General features: G+C 32.2%; 13 protein-coding genes. 3 read left to right on the plus strand and 10 right to left on the minus strand.

Translation table 11 applies throughout. The features are described from left to right. From sdrC to tadA, 4 genes are all read right to left on the minus strand, one after another. A partial coding sequence (gene sdrC / locus HMPREF3247_RS11770) for an MSCRAMM family adhesin SdrC (RefSeq protein WP_070866245.1) occupies positions 1 to 2,350 on the minus strand: 2,350 nt, incomplete at its 3' end. 431 nt (positions 2,351 to 2,781) lie between these two features. Next, positions 2,782 to 3,348: an NADPH-dependent FMN reductase gene (locus HMPREF3247_RS11775; RefSeq protein ID WP_000677260.1), complete on the minus strand. Its 567-nt coding sequence runs from the start codon at positions 3,346 to 3,348 to the stop codon at positions 2,782 to 2,784. Positions 3,349 to 3,368: 20 nt separating this feature from the next. Beyond that, positions 3,369 to 4,238: a Cof-type HAD-IIB family hydrolase gene (locus HMPREF3247_RS11780; protein WP_000593366.1), complete on the minus strand. Its 870-nt coding sequence runs from the start codon at positions 4,236 to 4,238 to the stop codon at positions 3,369 to 3,371. Positions 4,239 to 4,384: 146 nt separating this feature from the next. Continuing rightward, on the minus strand, positions 4,385 to 4,855 hold the full coding sequence (gene tadA, locus HMPREF3247_RS11785; protein ID WP_000180281.1) for a tRNA adenosine(34) deaminase TadA: 471 nt from the start codon (positions 4,853 to 4,855) through the stop codon (positions 4,385 to 4,387). Between the two features lie 66 nt (positions 4,856 to 4,921). On the opposite strand from tadA, the gene HMPREF3247_RS11790 reads away from it, so the two are divergent. Both HMPREF3247_RS11790 and HMPREF3247_RS11795 read left to right on the plus strand, forming a co-directional pair. After that, positions 4,922 to 5,539: a deoxynucleoside kinase gene (locus HMPREF3247_RS11790; RefSeq protein WP_001039519.1), complete on the plus strand. Its 618-nt coding sequence runs from the start codon at positions 4,922 to 4,924 to the stop codon at positions 5,537 to 5,539. Beyond that, entirely contained in the window at positions 5,532 to 6,194 is a 663-nt protein-coding gene (locus tag HMPREF3247_RS11795; RefSeq protein ID WP_001067261.1) for a deoxynucleoside kinase, read from the plus strand. Before HMPREF3247_RS11790 ends, HMPREF3247_RS11795 begins: the two co-directional genes overlap by 8 nt. A gap of 115 nt (positions 6,195 to 6,309) precedes the next feature. Here the strand turns inward: HMPREF3247_RS11795 and HMPREF3247_RS11800 are convergent, their stop codons facing one another. From HMPREF3247_RS11800 to HMPREF3247_RS11825, 6 genes are all read right to left on the minus strand, one after another. Further along, complete coding sequence (locus tag HMPREF3247_RS11800; protein ID WP_000454780.1) at positions 6,310 to 6,993, minus strand: HAD family hydrolase; 684 nt, start codon at positions 6,991 to 6,993, stop codon at positions 6,310 to 6,312. Between the two features lie 249 nt (positions 6,994 to 7,242). Next, entirely contained in the window at positions 7,243 to 8,319 is a 1,077-nt protein-coding gene (locus HMPREF3247_RS11805; protein WP_064129968.1) for a branched-chain amino acid aminotransferase, read from the minus strand. Positions 8,320 to 8,654: 335 nt separating this feature from the next. After that, the gene (locus HMPREF3247_RS11810; RefSeq protein WP_000723297.1) at positions 8,655 to 9,620 is read right to left on the minus strand and encodes an NAD-dependent epimerase/dehydratase family protein; all 966 of its coding nucleotides are present in this window, start codon (positions 9,618 to 9,620) and stop codon (positions 8,655 to 8,657) included. Positions 9,621 to 9,833: 213 nt separating this feature from the next. Next, positions 9,834 to 11,471: a ribulokinase gene (locus HMPREF3247_RS11815; protein WP_000122342.1), complete on the minus strand. Its 1,638-nt coding sequence runs from the start codon at positions 11,469 to 11,471 to the stop codon at positions 9,834 to 9,836. Positions 11,472 to 11,629: 158 nt separating this feature from the next. Beyond that, complete coding sequence (gene hchA, locus HMPREF3247_RS11820) at positions 11,630 to 12,508, minus strand: glyoxalase III HchA (protein ID WP_000076397.1); 879 nt, start codon at positions 12,506 to 12,508, stop codon at positions 11,630 to 11,632. 265 nt (positions 12,509 to 12,773) lie between these two features. Beyond that, positions 12,774 to 13,961, minus strand: a complete 1,188-nt coding sequence (locus HMPREF3247_RS11825; RefSeq protein WP_000250823.1) for a glycine C-acetyltransferase — start codon at positions 13,959 to 13,961, stop codon at positions 12,774 to 12,776. 170 nt (positions 13,962 to 14,131) lie between these two features. Between HMPREF3247_RS11825 and HMPREF3247_RS11830 the strand changes: the two genes are divergently transcribed. After that, positions 14,132 to 15,307, plus strand: a complete 1,176-nt coding sequence (locus tag HMPREF3247_RS11830; protein WP_000887920.1) for a M20 family metallopeptidase — start codon at positions 14,132 to 14,134, stop codon at positions 15,305 to 15,307. Positions 15,308 to 15,577 lie beyond the last annotated feature (270 nt).

Genomic DNA, 15,577 nt, shown 5'->3' on the forward strand with positions numbered 1-15,577 from the left:
CGCTATCTGAGTCTGAGTCGCTATCCGAATCTGATTCGCTGTCTGAATCTGAGTCGCTGTCCGAATCTGAATCACTATCTGAGTCTGAGTCGCTGTCTGAGTCGCTATCTGAGTCTGAGTCGCTATCTGAGTCTGAGTCACTATCTGAATCTGAGTCGCTATCTGAGTCTGAGTCACTATCTGAATCTGAGTCGCTATCTGAGTCTGAATCGCTGTCCGAATCTGAGTCACTATCTGATGTTTCTTCTTCGTAGTAGCCATTATCAAGTGTGAAATCATCATGATCCGTAATTGTTACGTCAACTTCGCCACCATCTGCATCTTTATCATCTTCAGTTGTATTTGTAACTGTTTGAGTTAAACCAGCAGGCTTTTCAAAGATAACTTTGTATTTACCACTATCTAAATTATCAAAGCGGTATTTACCATTTTCATCTGTTTCAGTTGTACCAATTACTTCGCCTTTTTCGTTTTGCAAAGTAACTTTAACACCTTTAATTCCTTTTTCAGTCGAATCTTGTTTACCATCTTTATTACTGTCGTACCAAACATAATCACCTAAACTATATTTTGGTGTTTTGTAGAATCCACTATCTAATGTCATGTTGTCAGCGTCTTTAATGACACCTGTTGTAGTTAGTCCATCAGAATCTACAGCATCATCTGTACCTGCATTTGCAGTTGTCGGTGTATAACCGGCTGGTGTTGAAAACTCTACACTATAAGTTCCATTGCTTAAACCAGTGAACTGATATTTACCATTTTCATCTGTTGTCGTACGATCTAATTCTTTACCGTTACTATCTTTAAGAATGACATAAACACCTTTAATCCCTTTTTCATTGGCATCTTGTTTACCATCTTTATTTGTATCTTCCCATACATAGTCACCTAGATTATATTTCTTTTGGTCGCCATTAGCAGTTGATGAGCCATTCACATTTGAATAACTATTTGACCAACTATATTTAGTTTTGTCAGTGTCTAAAGTATAATCAATTTTTCCATTATCTGTTGAACTATTATCTGGATAAGCAACTTGTTGAATGATGTATTGTTTATTGCTGCTTGTTTGGCCTTTCATTAAATCGACTGTAGCTGTTTTATTATCATTACTATAAATAACATCGAATTGATCAGTAACATCTTTAAGTTTTGAAGTATCAGGGGTGAAACTATCCACAAATTGATTTTGATCTGTCACTTCGTAAATTTTGAAGTTTTTTGCATTTGGATTAAATTTATATCCAGTTAAATTAGTAACAAACGTTTGTTTAGTATATGTATTTTTAGGTTGATTTACATATGCAGTCATATTACGCGATAAATCTTCATTGTTAATATAGTTTGTACTTGAAATAAGCGGTTGTGCTTTTTTATTACCATAATCGACAATGATTTCTTCGCTATATGTATCATTACCTAAACTTACTTCCATTTTATAAACAGTTTTATCAGTTGTTGCATTTTCACGTTTCGCAAATGCGACTTGTTCAAAGCTACCGCTAACATTTGTATATTGATCTACATAATTCGTAAAAGTATACGTTGTTGTGTTTGTTGTACTGTCATAAATACCTTTTGCAATAATATTACCTTGGGCATTATATAAATTTTGAGTTTGTGAAGGTAATCTTACTGATCCTGGACGGAAATATTGACCATATTTAAAAGTAAATGTATCGCCCTCTTTAACAGAATCATCGATTGTGTAATTTGCTTTTAATTTTAAAACATCACTTGAAGTTGCCCAAAATTCAGTTTTACCAGTAGTCTGATTAACATGTACTTTATCAATCGCAATATCAATATTTGTAAAATGTACTTTATCATTAACATTTGTACCTTGTTGTGGTGCTGCTACTGTGTTCACAGCCATACGGTTTAATGTTCTTGGTTTAATAGTCGTTGTTTTAGGTGTAGTTGAAACATCTTTTGCTTGTGTTAAATTACTTTTATCAGTTTCATTACTATATGTAGTTGATGATTTATCATTTGTTGTTACATTGCTAGTTTGTGTAGTAGATTGATTAGCTGTAGTGTTTTGTGGTGATTGCATGTTACTACTAGTTTCTTTAACTGTTGTACTTTGTTCAATATTATTTTGTTGACGACTATCAACTTTTTCAGTTGTTTTATTCTCACTTGGAGCTGTCGTTTCATTTTTTGATTGATTTAATTCTCCATTCGTGTGTTCTGCCGCTTTGGCTTCATGACCACTTAACCCAAAAATCAATGTTGTCCCCACTAAAATTGAAGCAGTACCTACAGAATACTTTCTTATCGAAAATTTGTTTAATCGATTTGGTATCATGCCTTTTCTATTTGTTGCTGTCTTTTTATTATTCATTTAATAATACTCCTTTAAAATATCAAAATTTGATAAATATAATATTTTGCATATATAAATTTCTGCATTACTATCGTAATATAATTTTCAATAAAGTGCAATACTTTAATTATTTTTCTTTATTTTGCAATGTTATTTGTAGTGAATATTAATATGAATTTCAGTTTAAGAATTGCAATTTTTAATACTTTTTTTTCTTCAATTGCTTTAAATTATTTATCTATATTTTTAAACCTTACTTTTAATCTAAGCTTGTTTTCAATTCGCTATTACATCTTATTTTAATTAATAACATTGCTCACAACAGTAAACTCAAAGGCTTACTATTGGTGCATTGGAACAAAAAATAGGCATGTGACTTAAAAGCATTCTCAATGAAATGTCTTAAGCTACATACCTATTTTTAATGTATATTTACATGTTTTTAAATATTATTTTAAATGTTCATATGGACTATTATGCGCAAATGATACAATTTGATCGACAAATAATCTTGCTCGTAATTGGAATTCACTATCATTTAAGTAATATGAACCATCTTCATTTTTAGCAAAATCAGAATCATGTGTTGCTATTTGAGTTGGTACAGCAATGCCTAGTAAACTTCTGACGATTACTCTTAGATGTGACAATGGCTCTGAACTAACAATACCACCACTATTTCCTATTAAGCCTACAGGTTTCATTTTAAAATAATCCATATTTAGATGATCTAATGCATTTTTCAATATTCCAGAATATGAACCATGATAGTTTGGCGTTCCTAATATTAAAAAGTCCGCCGCCATTGCTTTCTCTTTTAAATCTTTCATATTTTGTTTGATTTCATCAATAGACGGTGTTGTTCCTGAAAAATCTAATTGATTTAACGGCTTTTCTGCTAAATCGAATATTTCCGCTTCAATATCATGTGTTTTAAAATGCTCAGTTAAGTATCTTGCTAGTGCACTTGTATGTGAATTCACTTGTGCACTGCCAATAATAATTAATCCTTTCATATTTGACCCCTCTTTTTTTATTAAACTTGTTGTTCACGTAATAATTTCATAATAGCTTTTCCAACACCACTATTTTCATTCGTATCTGTGACATATTTCGCTATTTTTTTAACTTCTTCTGCACCATTTTCCATCGCAACTGGATAGCCAACTTTCTCTAACATTGATAAGTCATTTAAATTGTCACCTATTGCCATGACTTCTTTCATTTCAATCCCTAATCTTTCGGCAATTGTTTCTAGCGCAATACCTTTTTGTGCATCTGAATGCGTTATTTCTATATTTCCTCTCGAAGATGATGATATAGCTAAATTCGGAGATTCAGCTAAAATTTTACTAGCTTTGTCAATTTTTTCTAAATTTCCATCAAATGCTAATATTTTCATAATTAATTCACCAGGTATGTTTTCAATAGCATCATAATTATCAACAACTTTCAACGTACCATTATCTATGCGTCTTTGAATACCATTTTTAATACGCTCAACGTTTGCATGTTGACCTGCACGCTCAGCAATATCTATGTAAATGTCTAAATCTCTTTGTGGATCTTCAGTATAAATCGCACGACTCGTGTATACTTGATAATAAATACCTGCATCTTTTAAAACATTTGTAATTTTGTGTACTAACGATTTATTAAGGTGTGAAGTGCTCATTACATTGAAAGTTTCATCACGTACTTCAGCACCATTCAAACAAATATATGGTACTGTTAAATCTGTGTCAGCAACTGGTGCTTGTGCTTCATAAAATGCTCGACCTGTCGCGATAACAACCGTTATCCCTTGTTCTTGAGCGTATTTAATCGCATCAATATTAGGTTGAGAAATTTCATGTGCTGCATTAAGTAGCGTGCCATCCATATCAGTGGCTATTAGTTTTATCATTATGTTACCTCGTTTCGTAAATTTAAAATCTTGTTCTTAAATAAGAATATATACTCAGCGCACATACTTTTCTATTAACATTTATATTGTCATTAATTTATCATATAATGTAATTCTAACAAATTTTAATTAGTATGTACTATCGTCTAATTGGTGGATTTCTTATTGGCTCTTAAGTTTTTAAAAAATGTTGTTAATAATGTGCTACATGCTTCTTTAAGTACACCTTTATCAACAATTGCACGATGATTAAAATTAGATTGTTGCAATAAATTCATTAAACTGCCACTACAACCACCTTTAGGATCATCTGCGCCATAGACGACTCTTGGAATGCGACTCATTACAATTGTTCCTGCGCACATGACACATGGTTCTAAGGTTACATATAATGTGCAACCTTCTAAACGCCAACTACCTAACACTTTGGCTGCACGTTCAATTGCAATATGTTCAGCATGCGCCGTTGGTTGTTGTAGTGTTTCTCTTAAATTATGTGCTCTAGCGATAACTTCATCATCTTTAGTGATGATAGCACCTATAGGTACTTCGCCTAGTTGAGCTGCTTTTTTAGCTTCTTCAATCGCTAATGTCATAAAATATATATCATTTGTCATTTATGTCCAGATACCTCACTTATGGTACAATACTCAATGTCTATTTTAACATTTGGAGATGTGAATATGAACAAACCTTTTATAGCAATTGAAGGTCCTATTGGCGTAGGTAAATCTTCACTTGCACACAAATTAAGTCAAACTTTAGATTTTTATGAAGAAAAAGAAATCATCACAGAAAATCCATTTTTATCAGACTTTTATGAAGATATCTCTAAATGGAGTTTTCAAACTGAAATGTTCTTTTTATGCAATAGATATAAGCAATTTCAAGATGTAACACAACTAAATCAAGGTGTAGTTAGTGATTATCATATACATAAAAATAAGATATTTGCTAAAAATACTTTGAGTTCTGTTGAATTTCAGAAATTCAGTAAAATTTATGATATTTTAACTGAAGATATGATTATGCCGAATATGATTATCTTTTTAGATGCAGACCTTGATGTGTTAAAATCTAGAATTGCTAAACGTAACCGTAGTTTTGAGCATCAAATAGAAGATGAATATCTGTTAAAGTTAAAAAAAGATTATCGTGAGTATTATGAGTCCTTACAAAGTAATGGTTCAAATGTAGTTTTAATCGATACAACTTCTATTGATTTTCTTAAAAATGAACAAGATTACGAAGATATATTACATATTATATTACCTATGATAGGAGATATTACCAATGAATAATTACGGTATTCCACAAAATGCCATTATAACCATTGCAGGTACAGTTGGTGTTGGAAAATCAACACTAACGCAAGCACTTGCAGATAAATTAAACTTTAAAACGTCTTTTGAAAATGTCGAACATAATCCATATTTAGATAAATTTTACAGCGATTTTGAACGATGGAGTTTCCATTTGCAAATTTACTTCTTAGCTGAACGTTTTAAAGAACAAAAGCGTATGTTTGAATATGGTGGTGGCTTTGTCCAAGATCGATCAATTTATGAAGATGTTGATATTTTTGCAAAAATGCATGAAGAAGAAGGCACAATGAGTAAAGAAGATTTCAAAACATATTCAGACTTATTTAATGCCATGGTCATGACACCTTATTTTCCTAAACCTGATGTAATGATTTATTTAGAATGTAACTATGATGAGGTCATTGATCGTATTATTGAACGTGGTCGCGAAATGGAAATTAATACAGACCCTGAATACTGGAAAAAGCTATTTAAACGCTATGACGATTGGATTAATAGCTTTAATGCATGTCCAGTTGTACGTATCAATATTAATGAATATGATATCCATAAGGACCCCGAATCTTTAAATCCTATGATAGACAAAATTGCTCGAATTATTCAAACATATCGACAAGTAGATACACGATAAAAGACTAAAGACATAGCGTATATGTTTATATTCAATGTATATTCCATAGATATCATCGATTACATTATCAATTCTATCGAATACATTAATTCACATATACACTATGTCTTTCTTTTTAATTTAAAGCTTCTAAAATATCTGCCGCACTATTTAAAATAATATCAGCTTCATGTAATTCTTCTTTTGTTGCAATACCTGTTAATACACCTATTGCCATACCTAAATTTGCATTACTTGCTGTCTTCATATCATTAGCAGTGTCTCCTACTATAGCTACTTTCTGAGGATCTACATTATATTGCTCAAATAAAGGCGATAATACTTTAGGATTTGGCTTCTCATAGGCATCCGCTTCGGTAGAAATGATCAAATCGAACAACGAGATAGCATTGGTATGTGCTAAAAATTGTTCTACACCTTTTTTAGTATCACTCGTAACAATACCAAGTTGATAGCCTTTTGCTTTCAAATCGATAAGTGCTTCTTTAACACCTTCTACCCAATTAATTTCAGGAATACGTTCATCTACCAGCTTTTGACTTGTTGACTTGGACCAGTCGGTTGTATCTTGTCCCGTCACATCATTAAATGCCTGGATAATTTGTTGTAAAGATCCTGAACCCATCACTGATTTTGGATCAATAGATTCTTTAATGACACCGAGTTGTCTTAAAGCAGCTTCTTTATTATGTACTGGGAAAGTCTCAAGCAATGATTGTACAAATCGTACCCCTATTTTTTCCCAACTTCTATCAAATTCAATTAACGTACCATCTTTATCAAATAATATCCATTCCATTGATATCAATACTCCTATTTATTTATTTCGTATTATGCTGATTCTATGATATTCGTTATCCCCTGAAAATGAACTCGTAGTATTGTTCTATTTAAATATTGAATTAAATATAATAATAAGTGAAATCCCCTTCAATACTTAACAATAAACATTGTAAACTTAATTTATTACCATGCTTCGCTTCATTGAAAGGGATTTTAGTCATGATTAACTTTTACATATTGTTTTCATGATTATATTCAATTTTTATTAATATTTTGGTACAACGACTCTCCAACCATTTTTATCTTCTAAAGTACCATTTTGAATACCAGTATAGACGTCGTATAATTTTTGAGTAATTTCACCAGTCTCATTATTATTAATAACGATTTCACGATCTTCGTATCTCAATGTACCCACAGGTGAAATAACTGCTGCAGTACCACTACCAAATACTTCTGTTAACTCACCTTTATCATATGATTCGAATAATTCATCGATTGAAACGCGGCGCTCTTCGACTTCATATCCTAAGTTTTTAGCTAATTCGATAATAGATTTACGTGTAATACCAGGTAAAATACTGCCATTCAACTCTGGTGTAATTACTTTTCCATTTTCAACGAAGAAAATATTCATGCTACCAACTTCTTCGATATATTTCTGTTCAACACCATCAAGCCATAATACTTGGTCATAACCTAATTTATTTGCATTTGTTTGTGCTAATAAACTTGCCGCATAGTTACCTGCAACTTTTGCAAAGCCTACACCGCCACGAACAGCACGCACATATTCATCTTCTACATAGATTTTAGTTGGTTTTAAAGTCTCACCACCATAATATGCACCTGAAGGAGATAAAATAATTAATAATTTATACTGATGTGATGCACCAACGCCAAGTGCCCCTTCTGTTGCAAAAACAAATGGACGAATATATAATGATTGACCTTCCCCTTCAGGAATCCAATCTCTTTCAATATCAACTAATTGTTTTAGCCCCTCTAACAATTCTGCTCCGTCTACTTGAGGCATTTCTAATCGTGCTAACGAGTTATTAAGACGCTTAAAATTTTCTTCAGGACGGAAAAGTGCAACTTCCCCATCTCTTTTATATGCTTTTAATCCTTCGAATACCGATTGACCATAATGAACACCTTGTGCAGCAGGTGAAATTTCAATAGGACCATAAGGTACTATCTTCAAATCATGCCATCCTTTATCTGCATCATAATCATAACTCAACATATAATCAGTAAAATATTTACCAAAACCTAGTTGAGATGTATTTGGTTTTTGTTTTAATGTTTCTCGTCGTTCAACTTTAACTGCTTGTGACATGGTGATTGCCTCCTAATAATATTGTATAAGAATTTGTTTAACTTAAATTATAACAATCCATATTTTGCTGTTCAATAAATTTTCTAAAAATTCGAAATTAATTAACAGATTTTCTAGAAAGACTATATCTTTAAGTATAAACGTATTAATTTCACAGAGACAAGTAATCTGTGTTTTACTAATATATTTTACATACAAAAAACTCTTTACTTTAAAATGAACTAAGCTCGCGAATTCAATATATATAATGAATAATATTAGAATTCATGCACTAGTTTATTAAAATAAAGAGTAATTTAAAATATCATTCCGTGTATTAAAGTGAATGGAAATGATTAGTTATTATTTTTAACAGTATCTTTTTGTTCAATAGCTTCTAACATTAATTTAGTCATGCTCGCTAAATCATATTTAGGATCAAATCCCCATTCGCCACGTGAACAGCTTGTATCAATAGAATCCGGCCAACTATTAGCGATACCTTGTCTAATAGGATCAACATCATAATCTAATGTAAAATTTGGATAGTATTCTTGAATTGCTTCTTTTACCATCTCTGGATCAAAACTCATTGCGCTCAAATTATAACCGTTTCTAGTTTCTAATTTAGCGTCGTCTGCTTCCATAAGTTTAATAATTGCTTCAATTGCATCATCCATATACATCATATCCATATACGTGCCTTTATCTATGAAGCTTGTATAATGACCTTCTCTTACTGCTTTGAAGTATATTTCAACAGCATAGTCTGTAGTACCGCCACCTGGCTCTTTAACATGCGAGATTAAACCTGGGAATCTAACACTTCTTGTATCTACACCAAAACGTTTGAAATAGTATTGACACAATAATTCTCCAGCTACTTTATTTACACCATACATTGTCGTAGGTTGCTGAATCGTTACTTGTGGCGTATTAACTTTAGGAGTTGAGTCTCCAAATGCACCAATTGAACTTGGTGTGAAAAAGTGCAAATTATAAGTTCTTGCAGCTTCTAATGCATTCATTAATCCACCCATATTTAAATCCCAAGCTAGAATTGGATTTTTCTCAGCAGTTGCTGATAATAATGCTGCCATATGCATTAGACTATCCGCTTCAAAGTCCCTAACTAACTCAAACATACGGTCACAATCTGTTACGTCTAAAATTTCAAATGGTCCATTTTGTACAGGTGAGTCTGCTTCAGGTTCCCTAATATCTGTAGCAAGAACATTATCTGTCCCATAAATTTCTCTGCACTTAACAACTAATTCTGTACCAATTTGTCCTAATGCACCAGTAATCATAATTTTTTTCATAGAAATATCTCCTTTGTCTCTTCTATATAGCTATAGTCCATCACAAGCGGACATAATATTCATTTTCATAATAATTATAATATAAAAGCGCTTTCTTGTATATATGGCATGTACATTTTGCTGATATTTCTGTAAATGAAAATTCTAGTTGTATTAATTGATTTTAGTAATTTATAGTGTTGAATATTACTAATTACTGTCAAATTAAATTTTTTATCCCTCAACTCTTAAACTTTGGATATCTTTCATTATATTAGCTTTTTTATAACCATGGATATCATGTAAAGCCTTATAAGCTTTAAATAATGTTTCATACCTTTGTACTTTTTCCGCTTCTGGATTAATTTCGTATAAAATTGGCTCTTTCATAGCATCAACTGCATCATTAATTGAATTATGTGCGCCACCACTGACTGCACCTAATATTGCTGCGCCTATTGCTGGTGCATACTCACTATCCATAACAATTAGTTTTTTATTCAGTACATTCGCATAGATATCCATCATAACAGCATTCTTTTTAGGTATACCGCCACATGCAAATACCTTTTCTACTTCCATATGCCAATCTTGATACTGTTGCATAATCATCTTAGTACCAAATGCTGTAGCTTCTAAATATGCTCTATAAATATCCTCATGCTTAGTTTGTAAAGTTAATCCAAAGATACAACCTGTTAAATTGCTATCACTTAATACACTTCGATTTCCATTATGCCAATCAAGAGCAATGAGCCCACTTTCACCTGGCATTTGATGTTTTATCTTTTCATTCATTAATTCAAATACAGTCATATTTCTATTTGCTGCTTCATCTACATATGACTTTGGTGCTTGCTTAGCGACATACTCAAACAAATCACCTACTGCTGATTGCCCCGCTTCATAAGCAAATAATTCTGGAATAATTGCTCCTTTTACAGAACCTGATATACCTGGCACTTGATGTTGCTTTTCATTTAACATAAGATGGCATGTGCTTGTTCCCATCACCATAGTCATTTCTTTATCTTTTTCAGACCCAATACCTAATAAACTAGCATGGGCATCAATAATAAAAGGACTTACCATAGTCTCTTTTGATAATCCTAATTTCTGTGCCATTTTATCGTCCAGTTTCCCTACTACTTCACCAATATTAACAACCGGTGCAGATACTTTATCTTGAATTACTTTTGATAATTTGGGGTCTATTTTATCAAATAAATCATAATGAAACCCTGTTTCTTCTTCCCAAAATGCTTTGAAACCTAATCCACAATTCGAGCGTACATTTTTATTAGTTAATTTATTTACAATCCAATCGCCCGCTTCCATAATATAAGCCGTTTTTTCCATAATTTCTGGTGCTCGATTCATGACCTCCATTATTTTGGGAATCATCCATTCACTACTAACATTATATCCATAATGGCCTAACCACTTATTATTATTTTCAATAGCAGTTTGATATAATTTCTCTGCCTCTTTATATGCACCATGATGTTTCCAAAGTTTCACATACGCATGTGGATTGTTTTTAAATTGTTTTAAGTTATGTACCGGGTTAAGGTTTTCGTCAGTAAAAATAATAGTAGATGAAGTAAAGTCTATACCAATACCTACTATATTGTCTGGATCTATTTTTGATTCACGTACTATATATGATATTCCTTCTTCCATAATTTCTAAATAATCATTACTATTTTGAAGTGCATATGTATGTGGTATTTTCAAACCATTTAATTCACTCTCAATGACACCATGTGTATATGGTTTCACAAATTTTGATACTACTTGACCGTTAGTTGTATTAATTAAAAACACACGGCCTGAAGCTGTTCCATAATCAATTCCAATGCTATAAGACATCATGTTTCCTCCATATCGCTAGTTGCGGTTATTAGTTTTGCAAGCGTTTTCTTAAATCATACTCATAATAGGTTTTATTTTACAAGTATCACTTAAATTTTGCCAAAAAAAAGAGTCCTCATACATTTACATATGAGGCTCCTCTAATTAATATTTAATTATTTATTTTGTATTGCATTTAACATTTCATTAACTGCTAATTTTCCTAACTCATTTGAAGCTAAAGGACTGTCACCTGTTAATAATTTACGATCTTTTAACGTTCTTCCTGTCATATCGTCGTTAACTACTTTTAATCCTTGTTTAGTTAGTAAATCAGCAACTAACCATTTCAAGCGTCCAGGTAAATAACCTATTTCAATATTTGCACCTTCATCTAATGAGTCAGGGAAGACACAAACAGAGTATCCTTCTAATGGAGATTTTTCTCTGTTAAGCCCTGCTGAAAGTAGTGCTGCTGGTCCATGACATAATGTAACTATAAAGCGGTCATTGTCTAATGCCCAATCTAATGTTTGTTGAACGTCCTCACTTTCAGAAATACCAACAACTGCAGCATGTCCGCCTGGGATAAAGACAGATAAATAGTCTGAATCCGGTCCTAATTCATTTTTAATCACATCTGCTAATTTTTTAGGCTGTTTTAATTTTTCTTTCAATTTATTATAAGTGCTTATAACTGCCTCGTCTTCAGTTGGCATAGCCCATAATTCTAATTTAGCTGGATAACCAGATAATGTCGCAACATCAACGTCAAAACCTGCTTCCATTAAATGATGTAAAGGTAATAACATTTCAACAGGATGATTACCCGTAGAGAACATTTTTCCATTTTCCAATAATACATATCTCTCTTCAGCAGCAATCATCAATACTTTCCATTTACCATCTTTATAGGCACCTTTGTGTTCAACACCATCAAAATCTGTTTTAGGTGCTGTATATTGACTAAGGGAATATGGTGATGGGAAAAATGCGTTATCTTCTGCTTTATCTGGCGTTGGTTGCTTACTTAATTCATTTACATCTTGTGACATAGTTTATTCCTACTTTCTCTATATAGTTACTACTAGTATAGACATATACTACACACTATAAACATGTATTACTATTTAAATGCTCATTATCAAAAATAATCAAAATGAATTTCTTTGTAAAAAATACAACTAAATTCTACAAGATGCTTTTAAAATTCAAACTTCAATTTTGGGGAGCACTAAACATTGTTATAAGAACTTACTGTTAATAAACTAAACATTAAAAAAAGCCCACGACAATATTTGCCGTGGGAATAAATAAATATTAAATCAACTTCATTTCTTTTCCTACTTTTTCATAAGCCGCAATTGCTTCATCTAACATGTCTTTTGTATGTGCAGCTGTAGGCATATTTCTTACACGTCCTGTACCTCTTGGTACTGTTGGGAAAACGATAGATTTCACATAGACACCTTCGTCTTTTAAACGCTTACTAAATTCTTGAGTTGTTTTTTCATCACCAATAATTACTGGTGTAATTGGAGTTTCTGACTCACCTGTATCATATCCTAATTTTGACAATCCATTTTTTAAATATTGTGCATTGTCCCATAATTTATCATGTAATTCAGTTGAATCCATTAACTTTTTAACTGCTTCAGTTATTGCTTTGGTATCCCCAGGTGCTAATGATGTAGAGAATAAGAATGGTCGTGATTGTGCTTTTAACCAATCTATTAACTCTTTTGTACCTGCTACATAGCCGCCAACGACACCAATTGCTTTAGAAAGCGTACCTATTTGGAAATCGATTTTATCTTGTAAACCAAAATGTTTAACCGTACCAGCGCCTTTACCCATAACACCTGAACCATGAGCGTCGTCAACATAAGTTAATAAACCAAATTCTTCTGCAATTTCTACAATTTCAGGTAATTTAGCCACATCACCATCCATACTAAAAACGCCATCAGTGATATACATCACTTTATTGTATTGACCTGATTCAACTGCTTCTTTTGCTTTCGCACGTAAATCATCCATGTCTGAATGGTTAACTCGAATAATTTTAGCTTTAGATAAGCGACATCCATCAATAATTGATGCATGATTAAGCTCATCTGATAAAATAGCATCATTTTTATTCATGACAGCTGAAATAGCAGCCATATTACAATTAAATCCTGACTGATAAGCTATTGCAGCTTCTGTTCCTTTAAATTTTGCTAGTGTTTCTTCTAATTCGTCGTGTAAATCTAATGTACCATTGATTGTACGAACAGCGCCTGCACCTACACCATGTGTATCAATAGCTGCTTTTGCAGCTGATTTCAAATCTTCATTAGTTGCTAGTCCTAAATAATTATTTGAAGATAAGTTAATGTATGATTTCCCATTGATTTTGATTTCTGGTCCGTTTGCACCTTCAATTGTATCTATTTCATTATACAAACCATTTTCTTTTAGATAATTTATATTTTCCTCTAAAAACTCATGTAATGATTGAACCACAGTATATAATCCCCCTTAAGTATTGTTTGGTAATACCTTTATCATACAGTAATTCTAGATAACTTGAAAGCCTTATCATTCATAGATAAAATATCTCAAAGCAATCATTTAGTACGATAATTTCATAAAATGTTATACTATAAACATTATTTTAGAAAGTAGTGATAAGGGTGTTAGATTGGTTCCAACTAGCAAATAATAAAGAAAATAAAACAATTCAACTCAGACGTTATTTACACCAATATCCTGAGTTATCTTTTGAAGAATTTCAAACACATGATTATATTGTTAACCAATTAAGCCAGTTATCTTGTGATATTGAAACTCCTATCGGCCGCAATGGTATCAAAGCCACATTTAAAGGCTTGGGCACAGGACCTACCATTGCATTAAGAGCTGACTTTGATGCGTTACCTGTCGAGGAATTAAACGATGTGCCTTATAAGTCTAAAAATCCAGGATGTATGCATGCGTGTGGGCATGATGGTCATACAGCAATTTTACTTACTGTAGCAGAGATTTTAGATGAACATAAACATTTATTAGAAGGTAATGTTGTATTAATATTCCAGTACGGTGAAGAAATCATGCCAGGTGGTTCTCAAGAAATGATAGATGCTGGATGTCTGGAAAATGTAGATAGAATTTACGGTACACATTTATGGAGTGGTTATCCTACTGGAACTATTCATTCACGTGCGGGGGCAATCATGGCCTCTCCAGATGAATTTAGTGTCACAATTAAAGGTCGTGGCGGTCATGGTGCCAAACCTCATGAAACCATTGACCCAATAGTAATCATGGCAGAGTTCATTTTAAGTGCACAAAAAATAATTTCACGTACGATCGATCCAGTTAAACAAGCTGTACTTTCATTTGGAATGATTCAAGCAGGCACCACAGATAGCGTTATTCCTGATCAAGCATTTTGTAAAGGTACAGTTAGAACTTTCGATTCAGATATACAGAATCATGTAATGGACAAAATGGATAAGCTTTTACAAGGTTTAGCAATAGCAAATGATATTAACTATGATTTGAATTATATTAAAGGGTATTTGCCTGTCCATAATAACGAGAAAGCATATCAAGTTATTAAAGAAGCAACAAATGACTTACATGTACGCTTTAATGAATCAGATTTAATGATGATTGGAGAAGATTTTTCACATTATTTGAAAGTACGACCAGGTGCATTCTTTCTGACTGGTTGTGGTAATGAAAGTAAAGGTATTACAGCGCCACACCATAATCCCAAATTTGATATTGATGAAAAATCATTAAAATACGCTGTAGCTGTATTTTTAAAAATCATTGAATTAGAGCAAGTATTTAAAACAAATTAAGCATTTAAATTAATTGAAAGATATGAATCTGAGACATAAACTAATGAAATGCTCCCTTCAAAGTAGACATTGAAAAAATGAAAACTTTGAAGGGAGCATTTTACAATGTCCAAGACTCAACAATTTTATTTAAACAGTATTATCAGTTATAAGTTTTATTAGTCAGTCTTTCATCAATTATTGTTCTTCTAAATCGAATAGCCATTACAAAATTTACACATTAAAAAAAGACCCCTCGATTGAGGGATCTTCTTTTTATATAAAATCTAA

This window comes from Staphylococcus sp. HMSC36A10, assembly GCF_001838845.1.
In the GTDB taxonomy this organism is placed as follows: domain Bacteria; phylum Bacillota; class Bacilli; order Staphylococcales; family Staphylococcaceae; genus Staphylococcus; species Staphylococcus aureus.

Coding starts and splice junctions, on each gene's coding strand:
- HMPREF3247_RS11775 (WP_000677260.1), bottom strand. CDS start 3,348: ATGAAAGGATTAATTATTATTGGCAGTGCACAAGTGAATTCACATACA.
- HMPREF3247_RS11780 (WP_000593366.1), bottom strand. CDS start 4,238: ATGATAAAACTAATAGCCACTGATATGGATGGCACGCTACTTAATGCA.
- tadA (WP_000180281.1), bottom strand. CDS start 4,855: ATGACAAATGATATATATTTTATGACATTAGCGATTGAAGAAGCTAAA.
- HMPREF3247_RS11790 (WP_001039519.1), top strand. CDS start 4,922: ATGAACAAACCTTTTATAGCAATTGAAGGTCCTATTGGCGTAGGTAAA.
- HMPREF3247_RS11795 (WP_001067261.1), top strand. CDS start 5,532: ATGAATAATTACGGTATTCCACAAAATGCCATTATAACCATTGCAGGT.
- HMPREF3247_RS11800 (WP_000454780.1), bottom strand. CDS start 6,993: ATGGAATGGATATTATTTGATAAAGATGGTACGTTAATTGAATTTGAT.
- HMPREF3247_RS11805 (WP_064129968.1), bottom strand. CDS start 8,319: ATGTCACAAGCAGTTAAAGTTGAACGACGAGAAACATTAAAACAAAAA.
- HMPREF3247_RS11810 (WP_000723297.1), bottom strand. CDS start 9,620: ATGAAAAAAATTATGATTACTGGTGCATTAGGACAAATTGGTACAGAA.
- HMPREF3247_RS11815 (WP_000122342.1), bottom strand. CDS start 11,471: ATGTCTTATAGCATTGGAATTGATTATGGAACAGCTTCAGGCCGTGTG.
- hchA (WP_000076397.1), bottom strand. CDS start 12,508: ATGTCACAAGATGTAAATGAATTAAGTAAGCAACCAACGCCAGATAAA.